The 16,845-nt window shown below is 67.0% G+C and carries 13 protein-coding genes; 4 read left to right on the top strand and 9 right to left on the bottom strand.

The features are described 5' to 3' along the window. Positions 1–46: 46 nt before the first annotated feature. Both SKC41_RS21630 and SKC41_RS21635 read right to left on the bottom strand, forming a co-directional pair. Complete coding sequence (locus tag SKC41_RS21630; protein WP_330979738.1) at positions 47–976, bottom strand: diacylglycerol kinase; 930 nt, start codon at positions 974–976, stop codon at positions 47–49. Further along, positions 973–2,550 (bottom strand): FAD-binding oxidoreductase, encoded by a 1,578-nt coding sequence (locus SKC41_RS21635; RefSeq protein WP_330980076.1) that lies wholly within the window; start codon positions 2,548–2,550, stop codon positions 973–975. The genes SKC41_RS21630 and SKC41_RS21635 overlap by 4 nt, the downstream gene beginning before the upstream one ends. A 56-nt stretch (positions 2,551–2,606) precedes the next feature. On the opposite strand from SKC41_RS21635, the gene SKC41_RS21640 reads away from it, so the two are divergent. From SKC41_RS21640 to SKC41_RS21650, 3 genes are read left to right on the top strand one after another with little or no spacing between them, the layout of a single operon-like run. Next, the gene (locus SKC41_RS21640; protein WP_330979739.1) at positions 2,607–3,176 is read left to right on the top strand and encodes a TetR/AcrR family transcriptional regulator; all 570 of its coding nucleotides are present in this window, start codon (positions 2,607–2,609) and stop codon (positions 3,174–3,176) included. After that, positions 3,176–4,711: a glycerol-3-phosphate dehydrogenase/oxidase gene (locus SKC41_RS21645; RefSeq protein ID WP_330979740.1), complete on the top strand. Its 1,536-nt coding sequence runs from the start codon at positions 3,176–3,178 to the stop codon at positions 4,709–4,711. The genes SKC41_RS21640 and SKC41_RS21645 overlap by 1 nt, the downstream gene beginning before the upstream one ends. Before the next feature lie 42 nt (positions 4,712–4,753). Beyond that, positions 4,754–6,292 carry an FAD-dependent monooxygenase gene (locus tag SKC41_RS21650; RefSeq protein WP_330980077.1) on the top strand — a complete coding sequence of 513 codons (1,539 nt, stop codon included), beginning with the start codon at positions 4,754–4,756 and terminating at the stop codon, positions 6,290–6,292. A 17-nt stretch (positions 6,293–6,309) separates the two neighbouring features. Here SKC41_RS21650 and SKC41_RS21655 read toward each other — a convergent pair whose 3' ends face one another. The 7 genes from SKC41_RS21655 to aceE all read right to left on the bottom strand — a co-directional run bounded on the left by SKC41_RS21655 (position 6,310) and on the right by aceE (position 16,076). Next, positions 6,310–7,731, bottom strand: coding sequence for an acyl-CoA carboxylase subunit beta (locus tag SKC41_RS21655; RefSeq protein WP_330979741.1), 1,422 nt, complete (start codon positions 7,729–7,731; stop codon positions 6,310–6,312). Between the two features lie 48 nt (positions 7,732–7,779). Further along, positions 7,780–9,033, bottom strand: a complete 1,254-nt coding sequence (gene kasB / locus SKC41_RS21660) for a 3-oxoacyl-ACP synthase KasB (RefSeq protein WP_330979742.1) — start codon at positions 9,031–9,033, stop codon at positions 7,780–7,782. A gap of 83 nt (positions 9,034–9,116) precedes the next feature. Continuing rightward, complete coding sequence (gene kasA, locus SKC41_RS21665) at positions 9,117–10,367, bottom strand: 3-oxoacyl-ACP synthase KasA (protein WP_330979743.1); 1,251 nt, start codon at positions 10,365–10,367, stop codon at positions 9,117–9,119. Then, complete coding sequence (gene acpM / locus SKC41_RS21670) at positions 10,364–10,711, bottom strand: meromycolate extension acyl carrier protein AcpM (RefSeq protein ID WP_090603524.1); 348 nt, start codon at positions 10,709–10,711, stop codon at positions 10,364–10,366. The genes kasA and acpM overlap by 4 nt, the downstream gene beginning before the upstream one ends. Positions 10,712–10,792: 81 nt before the next feature. Continuing rightward, entirely contained in the window at positions 10,793–11,713 is a 921-nt protein-coding gene (locus SKC41_RS21675; protein ID WP_330979744.1) for an ACP S-malonyltransferase, read from the bottom strand. Between the two features lie 140 nt (positions 11,714–11,853). Continuing rightward, a complete protein-coding gene (locus SKC41_RS21680) occupies positions 11,854–13,179 on the bottom strand; it encodes a PucR family transcriptional regulator (protein ID WP_330979745.1) in 1,326 nt (441 codons plus the stop codon). A gap of 107 nt (positions 13,180–13,286) precedes the next feature. Next, the gene (aceE, locus tag SKC41_RS21685; RefSeq protein WP_330979746.1) at positions 13,287–16,076 is read right to left on the bottom strand and encodes a pyruvate dehydrogenase (acetyl-transferring), homodimeric type; all 2,790 of its coding nucleotides are present in this window, start codon (positions 16,074–16,076) and stop codon (positions 13,287–13,289) included. A gap of 172 nt (positions 16,077–16,248) precedes the next feature. On the opposite strand from aceE, the gene SKC41_RS21690 reads away from it, so the two are divergent. Beyond that, complete coding sequence (locus SKC41_RS21690) at positions 16,249–16,839, top strand: hypothetical protein (protein ID WP_330979747.1); 591 nt, start codon at positions 16,249–16,251, stop codon at positions 16,837–16,839. The last annotated feature ends 6 nt before the right edge of the window (positions 16,840–16,845 follow it).

Raw genomic sequence — 16,845 nt, forward strand, 5'->3', positions numbered from 1 at the left:
CCCACGGCGCGTGTCTGCCCTGATGTCGCGTTTGTCGCGCGAGTTGTTACACGACTGGGCGCAGGATCTGCAGTGCGCCAGGCACCGCGGAGAGTTCGGCGGGCAGCGGGCACGCGTAGTCGCCGTCGGCGTAGACGTTGATGCCGGGGCTTTCGACGTGGATCGTTTTCGCGCGCGCCGTGGTGACCTCGTCGAGCTGGACGTGGGTCCCCTTCAACACGGTGGGGAACAGCCGGACGAATTTCGTCCGGGATGCGGTGTGCGCCATCGTGATGTCGAGCAGGCCGTCGGTGTAATCCGCGTCCGGGCAGATCAGCAGGCCCCCGCCGTAGCTTCGGGTATTGCCGAAGGCCGCCAGCGTGATGTCGGCGTCGATCTCCTTCGTGCCGTCGAGCACCATGCGGAATGGCAACATCCGCAGTTGGGTCAGCTCGGCGAGCATCGCGACGTAGTAGCGCAGCCGCCCGTGCGGCCAGCTCATCCGGTTGGCGCGATCGGTGACCAGGGAATCGAAGCCGGCGGCCGCCACGGTGCCGAACCACTTGGCCTCTATTGTGCGGCCGTTGCCGCACTGGATGCGGCCCAGGTCGATGGTCTGGGTCCAGCCGTCGACGACGATGTCCGCGGCGGCCTCGGGATCCTTTGTGGGGATGCCGAATTCGCGGGCGTGGTCGTTGCCGGTGCCCGCCGGGATGATGCCCAGTGGAATGTCGGTGCCCGCCAACACTTGCAGCGCGTTGGAGATGACGCCGTCGCCACCGGTCGCCACCAGCGCGTCGGTGCCGCGTTCGATGGCCGCGGCGGCGAGATGGCGGGCGTCTTCGGCGTCGTCGCCGATGATCTCGTTGACTTCGACACCGCGGGCATGCAGTCGCGCGATGGCGGTCTGCGCCACGTGCACGGCGGTGCCATGCCCCGAGAGGGGATTGGTCAGCGCGGTCACCTTGGCGATCTCACGCCGGCGCAGCTGGTTCACGGAATCAGCTTGCCGGGATTGAGGATTCCCGCCGGATCCAGCGTGGCCTTGACCGCACGCAACACCTGCACGCCGAGGTCGCCGACCTCGTCGCGCATCCAGGGCCGGTGATCGGCACCGACGGCATGGTGATGGGTGATGGTGCCACCGGCGGCGATGATCGCGTCCGATGCGGCCTTTTTGGCGGCCTGCCACTGCTCGATCGGATTGCCCCGCTGCCCGGCGACGACGGTGAAGTACAACGATGCGCCGGTGGGGTACACGTGCGAAATGTGGCACATCACCAGTGCCGGTGTCCCGCTTTCGGCCAACGCGGTGGTCAGTGCCTCGGTGACGGCGGCCTTGAGGGCGCCGATGTTGGACCAGTCGGTGGCGGTCTCCAGCGTCTCGCAGAGTGCGCCCGCGGCGAGCAGCGAGTCGCGCAGGTATGGCGCGCCGAACCGGCCGCGCTCCCAGGCCTGCGCGGGACCCTCGCCCAACGACGTGCCGCCCTTTTCCGCCAGCAATTCGCGGGTTTCGGCGTGCCGACTCTCGACGTGTTCCTTGGTGCCCTCGAAGACCGTGATGCCCAGGCAGCCGCCGGTGATCTGGTTCTCGCCGATCGACTCGGTGGTAGCCAGGTTGACTCCGGTCTCGGCCTCGTCGGAAAGCCGAATCACGGTGGGGCCGGTCGCATTTTGGGCGACCGCCCGTAAAGCGGCCGCTCCGGTCGCGAAGTCGGGGAACGACCAGGCTTCGTAGCTGACGGCCTCCGGTACCGGATGCACCCGCAGCCGCACCTGGGTGATAACGCCGAAGGTGCCCTCCGACCCGATCAGCAGCTGACGCAGATCGGGTCCGGCCGCCGACTCCGGTCCGCGGCCCAGGTCCAGCGTTCCGGCTGGAGTGATCACCCGCAGCCCGCGCACCATGTCGTTGAAGCGGCCGTAGCCGGCCGAGTCCTGACCAGAGGAGCGGGTCGCGGCGAAGCCGCCGATGGTGGCGAATTGGAAGCTCTGCGGGAAATGCCCGAGCGAGAAGCCGCGTTCGCCGAGCAGGCGTTCGGCGTCGGGACCGGTGAGGCCCGCCCCGAGGACGGCCTGCCCGGACTCCTCGTCGAGCGAGACGAGTTGGTCGAAGCGACGCAGGTCGAGTGAGATCACGGCGGTGAAGTCGCCGCGAATGGGGTCGAGGCCGCCGACCACGCTGGTGCCGCCGCCGAACGGGACCACGGCGATGCCGCGCTCGGAGCAGTAACGCAGAATTTTCAGGACGGTCTCGTCGTCACCGGGCAGCAGAATGGCGTCCGGCGCATCTTGAGCTGCGGCTTTTCGCTTCAGCAGGTCGAGGGTGGACTTGCCGCCGGCGTGCAGCAGCCGATCGCGATCGTCGGTGCGGCAATACTGGGCGCCGACGATCCCCGCGAGCGCATCGCGATCCTGCGTCGGCAGCGCGGACGGACGCAGCTGCACCTGATCGGGGCCGAGTTCGGCTTGATTCGAATCTTCTAGGCCGACAGCCTGGTTCAGCAGCGACCGAACGCCGTCCGAGAGCGGTTTGGCGCTAGCGGGATCTCCCCACGCGTTCCATTTCATCGGCGGAAGGAGTTGCTCGGTCCCAAGATCATGCGTCATGCGTTACAGTATTACACATGCTGTCAATCAGTAACGCAGGTTTGGATGTGGCCGACCGGATCCTCGCGGCGGCCGCCAGCTGTGTGGTCGATTTCGGGGTCGACCGGGTGACCCTCGCCGAAATCGCCCGGCGCGCGGGTGTGAGCCGGCCGACCGTGTACCGCCGTTGGCCGGACACGCCCGCGGTGGTGGCCGCGCTGCTGACCCAACGGATCACCGGTGTGATGCAAGAAGCGCCGCTGCTGGGAGAAGACCGTGAATCGCTGGTGCGCCAGATTGTTTCGGTGGCCAATCTGCTGCGCCGCGACGAGCTGATCATGTCGGTGATGCACTCGCACCTGGCGCCGATCTACATCACCGAGCGGCTCGGCGAAAGCCAGCAGATGCTGATCGGCGCGCTTGCCGACCGGTTGCGGGTGGCCCAGCGCCACGGCAGTGTGCGCGCGGGCGATCCGCTGCAGATGGCCACCATGGTGTTGCTGATCGCGCAGTCGACGATTCAGTCCGAGCGGATCGTGCGTCCGATTCTCGATGCCGATGCGCTGGCCGTCGAACTCACTCATTCGCTGAACGGATACCTGTCCTGATGACCGCTTTGAATGCTGCACGTCGTACCGCCGACCTGAGCGCACTGGCCGACGGCGCGCCGCTGGACGTGCTCGTGATCGGCGGCGGCATCACCGGGGCCGGAATCGCGCTGGACGCCGCGTCGCGCGGCCTGCGGGTGGCGCTGGTGGACAAACACGATCTGGCATTCGGCACCAGCCGCTGGAGCTCGAAACTGGTCCACGGTGGTCTGCGCTACCTGGCGACCGGGAATGTGGGCATCGCTCGGCGCAGCGCCATCGAACGCGGAATCCTGATGACGCACAACGCCCCTCATCTCGTGCACGCGATGCCGCAACTGGTGCCGTTGCTGCCGTCCATGAGTCACCCGAAGCGTGCGCTGGTGCGTGCGGGATTTTTGGCCGGTGACGCGTTGCGTGCGCTGGCGGGAACGCCGTCGTCGACCTTGCCGCGCTCGCGCCGGGTGTCCGCCCAGCGGGTGGCCGAGATGGCGCCCACGGTGCGTCGCGAGGGTCTCGACGGTGGACTGCTGGCCTACGACGGGCAGTTGATCGACGATGCGCGCCTGGTCACGGCGGTGGCACGGACCGCGGCTCAGCACGGCGCCCGGATCCTCACCTACGTCGCGGCATCCGAGGCCACCGGCACGTCCGCGCGGCTGACCGATCAGCGCACCGATCAGTCGTTCGACGTGTCCGCCCGCGCGGTGATCAATGCGGCCGGGGTGTGGGCGGCCGACATCGACGGCTCACTGCGCCTGCGGCCCAGTCGTGGGACGCATTTGGTCTTCGACGCCGATGCTTTCGGGAATCCGGCTGCGGCGCTGACGATTCCGATTCCCGGCGAGCTCAATCGCTTCGTGTTCGCGATGCCCGAGCAACTGGGCCGGGTTTACCTCGGGCTCACCGATGAAGCCGCGCCGGGCCCGATTCCCGATGTGCCGGAGCCGTCTGCCGGTGAGGTCGAATTCCTGCTCGACACGGTGAACACCGCCGTGGGGACCGCGCTGCAGGCCGCCGACGTGATCGGCGCGTACGCCGGCCTGCGGCCGCTGATCGACACCGGGGAGGGCCGCACCGCCGACGTGTCGCGCGAGCACGCCGTCGTCGAGTCGCCCTCCGGGGTGATCAGCGTGATCGGCGGCAAGCTGACCGAATACCGCTTCATGGCCGAGGACGTCCTGGACCGCGCCGTCAGCCTGCGGCATCTAGCGGCCGCCACCTGCCGGACCCACAATCTGCCGCTGATCGGGGCGCCATCCAACCCCGGGCCGGTCGCGGGTTCGCCGGACGGGCTGCCCGCCTCGCTGATCGCCCGCTACGGCGCCGAGGCGCCCACCGTCGTCGCGACCGCCACCTGCGGGCGCCCGACCGAACCCGTCGCCGAGGGCATCGACGTGACCCGCGCGGAGTTCGAATACGCCGTCACCCACGAGTGCGCGCTCGACGTCGACGACATCCTCGACCGCCGAACCCGGATCGGCCTGGTGCCCCGCGATCGCGAGCGGGTAGTGGCCGTGGCGGCGGAGTTCCTCGCGGGGGTCGCCGGCAGCTAGCCAACTCTCGAATATGACATGAGCTATCATTTCATAGTGGCTATCATATTGCGGGTTCCAGTCCTGATTGTCGGCGCCGGCGCGGGCGGCCTGGCCATGTCTGCGCTGCTCGCCCAGCACGGCGTTCGGTCGCTGGTGGTCGAAAAGCGCCGCGAGGTGTTCATCTATCCCAAAGCCCGCAACCTGAGCTTCCGCAGCCTGGAGATCCTTCGCGGCCTCGGCCTGGGCGACGAGGTTCACGCGATCGGTGCGCACGAGCCGGTCGTGGTGACCAAACCGACCCTCAACAGCACGAGGGAAGAACCGGCGATCGACTTCGAGGCGATTTTCGGCGGCCTGGACGGGTTGAGCCCCGAGCCGGTCCTGCAGTACTGCCCGCAGAGCAGGTCCGAGCCCATGCTGCTGAGGGCAACGCGCCGCCACGGCAGCGAGGTGCGGTACGGCACCGAGCTGCTGTCGTTCGAATCGGACGCGACCGGCGTCACCGCGGTCATTCGCGACCGAGACTCGGGGGAGACGGAGACGGTCCGGGCCGACTATCTGGTCGGCGCAGACGGGGTGCACAGTCCTGTCCGCAAAGCGCTGGGCATCGCGACCTCCGGCTACGGAGCGCTGCCAATCTTCGTGGTTTTCATGTATTTTCGGGCGCCCTGGCGCAAGTTCGTCGCGCACATCGGCGAGGGCGGCGGCGTGCAGGTCAAAAATGCTGACGTACAAGGCATCTTCATTGCCGCCGACGGCGACCTCGGGATGTTCATCACCACCTATTTTCCCGGCAAGGGCGAAACCGCGGACCAGTTCACCCCGGGGCGGTGCCGCGAGATGCTCACCCAAGCGATCGGTGAGCAGATGGACATCGACATCATCGAGATCGCGGCGTGGCAGCCGTACGAGCAGGTGGCCAACCAATTCGCTTGTGGGCGAGTATTTCTCGTCGGAGATGCGGCGCACACCATGCCGCCGTTCAAAGCAGGGGGAGCCAACACCGCGATCCAGAGCGCACACAATCTGGCCTGGAAGCTGGCCGCGGTGCTGCAGGGTACGGCCGGGCCGGCGCTGCTGGATACCTACCAGACCGAACGGCATCCGGTCGGGCGGTTCGCCGCCCGCCAATCGCTTTCCGGCCCAACGATTCCCTTGCTCCGGCTCGAGGATGACCGGCCGCTGCTGCCGCCGCAGGAAGAGTGCTCGATGTTCGCGTTGCTGGTGGGCTACCGCTACCGCTCGGCCGCGATCGTCACGGATGATCCGTCCGATGGCGAGTTGGTGGAGGAGTTGCGCGGCCAGCCGGGCACCCGGGTGCCACACGTGTGGGTGGGCGACGGGGTCTCGACGCTTGATCTGATCGGCGGCGAGTTCACCGTGCTCAGCGGCGACGAGCGATGGTGTGCCGCCGCGGCTTCGGCGTCGATCGCCGCCCATCGCATCGACGGCGACGAGTGGGCGGCGGCGACCGGACTCTCGCCGCAAGGCGCGTTGCTCATCCGCCCGGACGACTTCGTCGGCTGGCGTGCCGAGCAGCTGCCCGCCGACCCGGAAGGCGAACTACGCCAGGTGCTTTCGACGTTGCTACGTCGATAGTGAGTCGCGAGCAGAAATTACAGCGGGATGTTCTTGTGGCGACCGCGGCGTGCGGGTGCCCCGGCCAGCGCCTCGCAGAGCTTGCTGCGGGTGTGTGCCGGATCGATCTTCTCGTCGACAACGCCGATTTCGATGGCGCTGTCGACGCCGCCGGCGATCCGCTCGTGCTCGGCGGCCAACTCGTCGTGCAGCGCTTCGCGCTCGTGGTCCGGCGCGGCGGCCAGCTTGCGCTTGTGCAGGATTCCGACCGCGGCCTTGGCGCCCATCACGGCGACCTCGGCTTCCGGCCATGCGAACACCTTGGTCGCGTTCAGCGAGCGGGAGTTCATCGCAATGTAGGCCCCGCCGTAGATCTTTCGGGTCACCAGCGTGACGCGGGGGACGGTGCACTCGCCGAAGGCGTGCAGCAGCTTCGCGCCGCGGCGCACCACGCCGCCCCACTCCTGGTCGACACCGGGCAGGTAGCCGGGCACGTCGACGATCACGACCAGCGGAACACCGAACGCGTCGCATAGCCGCACGAAACGTGCTGCCTTCTCCGCGCTTTCGGAGTTCAGGCAGCCACCCAGACGTAGCGGGTTGTTGGCCAGCACGCCGACGGTGCGACCCGACAACCGGCCCAGCCCGACCACCATCGACGGCGCCCACTTTTCCTGGAACTCCTCGAAGGGAGTGTCCTGGTCGAGAATCGCGGTCACGATCGGGTGCACGTCGTAGGCCCGCCGCGACGACTCGGGCAGCAGCGCCTTGATGTCGGTGTCACCGGCCTCGGCCTTGGTGCGGTCGAAAAGCCCTTGCTGGCAGAACAATCCGACCAACCGGCGGCCGCGCGCGTAGGCGTCGAGCTCGTCGTCGGCGACGATGTGGCAGACACCGGACTTCTTGTGGTGGGTCTCCGGGCCGCCGAGCGAGGCCATGTCCACGTCCTCGCCGGTGACGCTGCGCACCACGTCGGGCCCGGTGACGAACACCCGGCCCTCCGGCGCCATGATGATCACGTCGGTCAGCGCCGGCCCGTAGGCGGCACCGCCGGCGGCAAAGCCGACGACCACCGAGATCTGCGGGATGTAACCCGACGCGCGGATCATTGCCTCGAAAACCGTTCCGACAGCGTGCAATGCCTTGACGCCCTCGGCCAGCCGCGCCCCGCCAGAGTGCCAGATGCCCACGATCGGGCTCTGCTCCTCGATGGCGGTGTCGTAGGCGTTGACGATGTGCTGGCATCCCTCGATGCCCATCGCGCCGCCCATCACGGTGCCGTCCGTGCAGAACGCGACGGTGCGTACGCCGTTGACGGTGCCCGCCGCGGAGAGCACACCCGAGCGGTCACGCTCGTGCAGCAGCTCGACGGTGCCGTCGTCGAAGAAGTTGCTCAGACGCAGCAACGGGTCTCGGGGGTCGAGCGACTCGCCGACCGCCTCGGGGGCCATGAGTGTCATCGCAGATCTCCTGTTTCCGGTGTGCTCGGGGTTCAATACCGCTGGGTTCTAATACCGTCCATAGGTGATCGCCACGTTGTGACCGCCGAATCCGAACGAGTTGTTGATCGCGTACCGGTAGTTGCCCGGCCGCGGCTTACCCGCCACCACGTCCAAATCGATTTCTGGATCGAGGTTTTCCAAATTCAGTGTCGGCGGGATTACCTGCTCCCGCAACGCGAGGACCGTCAAGATCGATTCCAACGCACCGACCGCACCCACCGAGTGACCCAGCGCCGCCTTGGGCGCGTAGATCGCGGGGTGGTTGCCGCCCAAGGCCCGGTTGATGGCCTTGCTTTCGGCGAGGTCGCCGACCTGGGTTCCGGTGGCGTGGGCGTTGATGTGGTCGATTTCGGCCGGGGTGATGCCCGCGAGCTGAATCGCCCGCTGCATCGCATGCGCGGCACGTTCCCCGTTGGGATCCGGTGCCACCATGTGGAACCCGTCCGAGGTCACGCTGGCACCCATGATGCGGGCCAGGATGTTGGCGCCGCGAGCCTTCGCGTGCTCCTCGGTCTCGATCACCATCAGCGCGCCGGCCTCGCCGAACACGAAGCCATTGCGGTCCTTGTCGAACGGGCGGCACGCGCCGGCGGGGTTGTCGTTGGTGGTCGACATCACGACGCGCATCGCGGCGAACGCCGCGATCGGCACCGCCTCGATCTGGGTCTCGACGCCACCGCAGATCGCGATGTCGGCCTCACCGAGCACGATCTGCTGCCAGGCCCGGGCGATGCCCTCGTTACCCGACGCGCACGCCGAAACCGGGGTCATCACACCGGCTTTGGCTTGCCGCTCCAGCCCGACCGCCGCGGCCGCACCGTTGGGCATGTACTTCTGCACGCCCAACGGGGAGACCGCTTTCATGCCGCGCTGGCGCATGTCGTCGTAGCTGAACACCAATTCCTCGGACGAGCCGAGGCCGGTGCCGATCGACACCGCCAACCGGTTGGTGTCGACTTCCGGCGAACCTGCGTTCTCCCACACCCGGCGGCCCAGGATGGTCGACATTCTTTGCAGATAACCGGTGCGACGCAGCTCGATACGAGTGAGCTGACTGTCGAACTCCTCCACGAGATGCCCGCCGATGCGAACCGGCAGGTTGTACTCCTCAACGAACGGGTCGGTGAGGGTGCGGATTCCACTCTGGCCGTCTAGCAATAACTTCCAGGTTTCCTGCGCGTCGGGTGCCAAGGCAGTCGTCGCGGCAATGCCGGTGACGACTACGTTGGGGAAAGCTTTCCCCGTAACAAGTTCTGTCATGGGTGTGGCGAACGTTCCTTCCGTATTCGTCCGGCTCCTCCTCGGGCCGTTTGCGGCCCGCCTCGTCGCCGGACGTCGTGCTCTCAGTAACGCCCGAAGGCGAGGGCCACGTTGTGGCCGCCGAACCCGAATGAGTTGTTGATCGCGTAACGGAAATCGCCGGTGCGAGGTTCGCCCGCGACGACGTCCAACGAAATCTCGGGATCGGGGGTTTCATAGTTGAGGGTTGGCGGGATGACGCCATCCCGCAGGGTCAGCACTGTCAGCACCGACTCGAGCGCCCCGACTGCGCCGATTGAGTGCCCCAGCGCCGATTTCGGCGCATACACGGCGGCCTGCTCGCATCCGGCAACCCGGATGGCATTGGCCTCTGCGGTGTCGCCGATCGGCGTCGCCGTCCCGTGTGCGTTCACGTGGTCGATGTCCTTGGGGGACAAGCCCGCAAGTTCCAGCGACCGGCTCATTGCGCGGCCGGCGCGCACGCCGTCCGCCGCGGGAGCCACCATGTGGAAGGCGTCCGAGGTGATACCGGCACCCATCAACCGGGCCAACGGCTTGGCGCCGCGGGCCTTGGCGTGCTCTTCGGTCTCGATGAGCATCAGGGCTCCGGCCTCGCCGAACACGAAGCCGTCGCGGTCCTTGTCGAACGGCCGCGACGCGCGCTCGGGCTCGTCGTTGCGGGTCGACATGGCCCGCATCATCGAGAACGCCGCGATGGGCAGCGCCTCGATCGGACCCTCGACACCGCCGCAGACGGCGACCTCCGCGTCACCCATGACGATCTGCCGCCAGGCGTGCGCGATTGCCTCGGAGCCGGACGAACACGCAGAGACCGGGGTGATGACCCCGGCCCGCGCTCCGAGCTCCAGACCGACCACGGCTGCGGCGCCGTTGGGCATGATCATCTGAACGGCGAGCGGCGACACCTTGCGGGGGCCGCCCTCGTTCATCAGGTCATAGCTCTCGACGATCCGCTCGGCGCCGCCCAGACCGGTGCCAACGACGACGGTGAACCGGTCCGGATCGACCTCCGGGTTGCCGGCCGACTCCCACAGCTGGCCGCTGAGATATTTGGCCAGGCGCTGGACATACGACATGCGTCGCAGGTCCAGTCGTCCCATGTGGTTATCGATCGGCTCCTTGAGGTGCCCCCCGATCTTGACGAGCAGATCCCATTTGTCGACGAATTCGTCTTCGAGGACGCGGATGCCGCTTTCGCCTGCCAGCAAGCCCTTCCACGTGCTCTCGATGTCCGGCGCGATCGACGTCGTCGCCGCGACAGCGGTTACCACAACATTGGGGTAACCGCCGTTAGCAGTGGAAGGCTTGGTCACTTGCTGTCCGCTTCCAGCCTCGCCTGGACGTTGGCAGCAGCCTCGGGGTTCTCGGCGACCAGCTTGGAGCGCAGCGCCTCGGCAGCCTCGGGGTTCTCTTCTTCCAGCTTCTGGATGTAGGAGACGACGTCGCCGACGGTGCGCAGACCGGCAAGGTCCTCGTCCGGGATCTTCACGCCGTACTTGTCCTCGGTCTGCACGGCGATCTCAACCATCGACAGCGAGTCGATGTCCAGGTCGTCGACGAACGACTTCTCCGGGGTGACCTCAGAGGGCTCAATACCGGTGACCTCTTCGATGATCTCGGCGATACCGGCGATGATTTCTTCCTGCGAAACGGCCACAGCCTTTACTTCCCTTCGTAATATGTTGTGTTGCAATCGGTTTGATGTGCTTTTATGCGGTTGTACTGGCCGCGGCTGCTGTCAGATGTCAGCCAGCGCGTCCAGTTCTGCGGGCGACTTGACGGCACGTACCGTTACCCCCCGAAGTTCACGCTTGGCGATGCCGGCGAGAGTGCCCGCGGGCGGGAACTCCACAATCGCTTTGACATCGTGCTCAGCCAGCGTTGCGGTGCACAGGTCCCACCGCACCGGCTGGATCAACTGAGCGACCAGCGTTTCCATCGCCTCCGCCGCCGAAGCGACCGGCTTTCCGTCGCGGTTGGACAGCAGCGTGGCAGTGGGCTCGGCGGTCGCAATGGCGGCCGCGGCGGCGGCGTAGCCCTCCATAGCGGACGCCATGTACTTGGTGTGGAACGCTCCGGCCACGCCGAGAGCGCGCACCCGGGCCTTGGCCGGCGGGTCTTCGGCGAGCTTTTCCAGCGCGGTCAGCGGACCCGCGGCGACAATCTGGCCGGCGGCGTTGCGGTTCGCGGGGAACAGGTCCAGCTGCTCGAGGCGGGCCAGGACTTCGGTCTCGTCCCCGCCCAGCACCGCGGACATGCCGGTCGGCTCGGCGGCGCACGCCTTGGCCATCTCGGCGCCACGGGTGGCGGCCAGGGCGACGGCGTCATCGGCGGCCATTACACCGGCGATTGCGTAGGCCGCGATCTCGCCGACCGAGTGACCGGCCACGATGAGGTCTTCTGAGCCGTATTGGGAGGCGAGCACGTCGCGCTTGGTCAGCTCCTGGTGTGCGAGCAGGGTGGCCGCGACGACCAGGGGCTGAGTGACCGACGTGTCGGTGATCTCTTCGTTCGATGCGGTGGTGCCCAGCCGAACGAGGTCCAGGCCGCTGGCCTTGGACCACAGAGTGATCTGCTCGGTCGCCCCCGGCAATTCCAGCCACGGCGAGAGCATTCCCTCAGTCTGCGAGCCCTGTCCGGGCGCGAGTAATGCAATCACGTGTCTAAGAGAACACTGTGGAAACGGTTTTAGCGGGTGTAACAGATTATGAACCTCGTCTTAGGTTTTTGTAGGTACTCCACAAAACCGCTCCACAAGCTACGTATTCGATACCGTGCCGCGATCTGTTGCCTGGATCACTATCGCACGGATGACGCCGCAGAACCTCCTCTGACCGGCAGCGGAACCGCCGTTGCCGGGCTGTTACCAACACTAGAGGGGTTGGTGGGGTAGTTGAGTTGGCCGACTGTCGCGGCGACTCGTAACACGTACGCATCGCGTGGCTGAGTGGGATCACGCCCGGTGAAGTCGGTGATGCGCTTGAGTCGGTAGCGCACGGTGTTTGGATGAACGAACAACTTGCGCGCGCAGGCCTCAATCGCGCCGCCGCAATCTAAGTAAGCGTCAAGAGTTTCGATAAGAGTGGGCCCGGCGTCGGCCAGGGGTCCCATCACGTCGGTGTGCAACGCGACGATGGCCGAGGCATCGCCCATCAGGGCACGTTCCGGCAGCAGCTCCCGGGCGTGCACGGGCCGCGGTGCACCGGCCCAGCCCGCGGCGGCATTCATGCCGGAGATCGCCTCGCTGGCGCTGTGATAAGCCGCGGTCAGCATCGGTGCGGTGGGCCCGATGACCACGGGGCCTTCGGCGAATGCGCTTAACAGATCGCCCAGAAACTTGTCGGTCGGCGACAACTGCCCCGACACGATGGCCACCAGCCAGGTGCCGTGCACGTCGGTGAGGGCATTGCGGCCGTGACGAGCGGCGGTGTCGCGGACGATTTGGCTGGCTCGTTCGCTGGCGACCTCGCCGTTGGTGTTGTCGCGGCTGGGGGCCGGGGTGCCGACCACCACCGTCGCCGGCGCGGTGGTGTCCCAGTTCAGCGCGGCCGCGCGGGATAGCAGCTCGGGGCCGGTATCGCCGCGCACCACCGCGTCGACGACGCTGGCCTCCATCCGGCTGTCCCAGCTGCCCCGAGCCTCGGCCGCGTCCGCGTAGGCCGAGGCGAAGCTGAACGCCAGGTCGCGGCTGTACTTCAAAATGCCCACCGTCAGGGCGGTCAGCTGCTCCTCGGAGCGGGCCAGTAGCGGCACGACCTCTTCGAAGAACTCCATGGTCACCCGCACCATGTCCACGCTGTGGCGCAATGCGATGCGGCGGGTGAGCTCCTGGGGCACCAGTTCGAAGGCCTGCGCGGTGTAGCTGACGTTGCTGTGTGGGTCCTGCATCCACTCGACGAAGTTCACGACGGCGGTCTGCACCACCAGCGCCACGCTGGCCCGCTGGGAAGCTTCCAGCTCGGCGAAGAACGGCAACCGCTCGCCCATGGCATTGACGGCCTCGGTGGCCAGCCGCCCGGAGTACTGCTTGAGCCGCCGCAGCACGGAGTCCGGGACCGTGTCCAAGGTTTCGAGCGGCGACCTCGGATGCTTGGCGAACGGGCCGGCAAAGGGATTGTCATTCACCCCTAAAACCTACGCCCGATTTATGGAACTTTCCGCCAAAGGGGGTCGGGTGTCGGCCGCTCGGCGGGACGGGGGCGCGGCGTGGCCGACGGGCGAGGGCGCGCCGGTCAGGCGACGCCGGGGTCGGACGTCTGCTTCGGCGCGGCCTGGACGTCGTCGATCTTGTACTGGCGCGCCGCCGCGAGCGGCACCGACGGGTCGATCTCGCCGTCGCGGGCCAGCGCCTCGAGAACCGCCACCACCTGCGACTCCGCGTCAGTGTTGAAGAACCGCCGGGCCGCCGGGCGGGTGTCGGAAAAGCCGAACCCGTCGGTGCCCAGCGTGACGAAGGTGTTCGGCACCCACTGCCGGATCTGCTCGGGCACGCCCCGCATCCAGTCCGAGACGGCGATCACCGGCCCGCCGGCGCCTTCGAGCGCTTTCGTGACGTACGGGACGCCGGCCGGCTTGTCGGGATAACGCAACTGAGCCTGCTGGATCGCCAGCCCGTCGCGATTGAGCTCACCCCAACTGGTCACCGACCACACGTCGGCGGCGACGTCCCACTCGGCGGCCAGCATCTCGGCTGCCTTCACCGCCGACGGCATCGCCACCCCGGAGGCCAGGATCTGCGCGGTGTTGGTGCGCCGCTCGCTGGCCATCTGGTACCGGTAGATCCCGCGCAGCACGCCCTCGGGATCGAGGTTGTGCGGTTCGGCCGGCTGTACGTAGGGCTCGTTGTAGATGGTGATGTAGAAGTAGATGTTCTCCGGGTTCGGGCCGAACATCCGCGCCAGCCCGCTCTCGACGATGTAGGCGATCTCGTAGGCGAACGCCGGGTCGTACGAGACGACCGCCGGGTTCGTGGCGGCCAACAGCAGCGAGTGACCGTCGGCGTGCTGCAAGCCCTCCCCGGTCAGCGTGGTGCGACCGGCGGTGGCGCCCAACACAAATCCGCGTGCCATCTGGTCGGCCGCGGCCCACAGGCCGTCGCCGGTGCGCTGGAACCCGAACATCGAGTAGAAGATGTAGAGCGGGATCATCGGCTCGTTGTGCGTCGCGTAAGACGTGCCGGCCGCCGTGAACGACGCCGTCGAGCCCGCCTCGTTGATGCCCTCGTGCAGGATCTGGCCGGTCTCACTTTCCTTGTACGCCAACATCAATTCGGCGTCCACGGCCGTGTAGAGCTGTCCTAGGCGGTTGTAGATCTTCAGCGACGGGAACCACGAGTCCATGCCGAACGTGCGGGCCTCGTCGGGAATGATCGGCACGATACGCGGGCCAATCTCCTTGTCCCGCATCACTTCTTTGAAGGTGCGCACCAGTGCCATCGTGGTGGCGACCTCTTGGTGCCCCGAGCCTTTCTTCAGTGGGGCGTAGATGTCGCGGCTCGGAAGCTTGAGTGCCTTGGCTTTCGTCGGGCGCTCGGGCAGGAAGCCGCCCAGCTGGCGACGCCGGTCCAGCATGTAGCGGATCTCGGGGGCGTCGGGTCCGGGATGGTAGTAGGGCGGGAGGTAGGGGTCTTCCTCGAGTTGAGCGTCGCTGATCGGAATCCGGATGGCGTCGCGGAAATACTTAAGGTCTTCTATCGCAAGCTTTTTCATCTGATGCGTGGCGTTACGGCCCTGGAAGTGCGCGCCCAGCGAGTAGCCCTTGATGGTCTTGGCCAGGATCACCGTCGGCTGTCCCTTGTGGTCGACGGCGGCGCGGTAGGCGGCATAGACCTTGCGGTAGTCGTGGCCACCGCGCTTGAGATTCCAGATCTCCGAATCGGTCATCGATTCGACGAGCGCCTTGGTGCGCGGATCGCGGCCGAAGAAGTGGTCGCGGACGTAGGCGCCGTCGTTGGCCTTGTAGGTCTGGTAATCGCCGTCGGGCGTGGTGTTCATCAGGTTCACCAGCGCGCCGTCGCGGTCGGCGTGCAGCAGGGCGTCCCACTCGCGGCCCCAGACCACCTTGATGACGTTCCATCCGGCGCCGCGGAAGAACGACTCCAGCTCCTGAATGATCTTGCCGTTTCCGCGCACCGGGCCGTCGAGGCGTTGCAGGTTGCAGTTGATGACGAAGGTCAGGTTGTCCAGCGCCTCGTTGGCCGCCACCTGGATCAGGCCGCGGCTCTCCGGTTCGTCCATCTCGCCGTCGCCGAGGAATGCCCACACATGCTGATCCGCGGTGTCCTTGATGCCACGGTCGTGCAGGTAGTGATTGAAGCGGGCCTGGTAGATGGCGTTCATCGGGCCCAGGCCCATCGACACCGTCGGGAACTCCCAGAAGTCGGGCATCAGCCGCGGGTGGGGATACGACGGCAGCCCGCCGCCCGGGTGGCTGTGCTCCTGCCGGAAGCCGTCGAGGCGGTCAGCGGTCAGCCGGCCTTCCAGGAACGCGCGCGCGTAAATCCCGGGGGACGCGTGCCCCTGGATGAACACCTGGTCGCCGCCGCCGGAGTGCGCCTTGCCGCGGAAGAAGTGGTTGAAACCGACCTCGTAGAGCGCCGCCGACGAAGCGTACGTCGAAATGTGGCCGCCCACACCGATTCCCGGACGCTGGGCGCGGTGCACCATGATCGCGGCGTTCCAGCGGATCCAGGCCCGGAAGCGACGTTCGACGTCCTCGTCGCCGGGGAACCACGGTTCCAGCTCGGTCGGGATGGTATTGACGTAGTCGGTTGACGTCAGCGCCGGCAGCGACACCCGCTGTTCGCCCGCTCGTTCCAGCAACCGCAACATCAGGTAGCGGGCCCGCGCCGGACCCGAGCGCTCCAGCAGTGCGTCGAAAGACTCCAGCCACTCCGACGTTTCCTCGGGATCGATGTCGGGTAGATACGACGCGACACCGTCTCGGATCACCCGGACGCGGTCGGGTTCGCTTCCATTGCTTGGGGTTTTGGCCAGATCGTGGCGCGCGAACTCGGTCGTCAACTTCCGCTCCTGTTGTCGGCGGTTACCTGCACGGGTGTCGGTCTCTCTATCGTGCCGTACCGGCGCCTCGGGCGGGTAGCCGCAATCGGATCGCTGGCGAACATCACGCGGCGACACGAAACCTCGGTGCGTTGACGGCACCGGCAATCGCCACCCGGTAACGTCAGAAACCGTGCTCACCGGATGGAAAGTCGTCCCTCGGACGCGCGGGGGACAGTTCCCCAAGCGTGGCGTGCTGGCGCTTGGCTGCATCGCCACCGCGCTGATGGGCATCGTGGGGTGCACCACCGTCACGAACGGCACGGCCACACCCGACACGAAGGTCGCTCCCGCCTACCGGCAGTCGGTCTCGTCGTCGGTGTCGGCCTCGATCGCGACGTCCAGCGTCCGGGAGTCTCAGCGGCAGCAATCGCTGACCACCAAGGCGATCCGCAGCTCGTGCGACTCGATGGCCACCACCAGCAAGGAAGCCATCGACAAGGTGAACGCCTATGTCGGGGCGTTCAACGGCGGCCGCGGTACCGGCCCGTTCGAGGGCCCGGCCATCGACGCCCTCAACAACAGCGCCTCCACGGTGAGCAACAATTTCAACGATGCGCTATCGGCCCAGCTGAAGGACGCGTTCAACGCTTACATCGACGCCGCGCGCGGCGTGGCCAACGCGATCGGCACCCACGCGGGGACCGGTGAATTCAACCGTCGGGTCGACCAACTCAACGACACCAAGACCAAGGCGCTGAAATTGTGCCTGGCGTCCTTCTGAGGCGGA

This window comes from Mycobacterium sp. 050128, from assembly GCF_036409155.1.
Taxonomy (GTDB): domain Bacteria; phylum Actinomycetota; class Actinomycetes; order Mycobacteriales; family Mycobacteriaceae; genus Mycobacterium.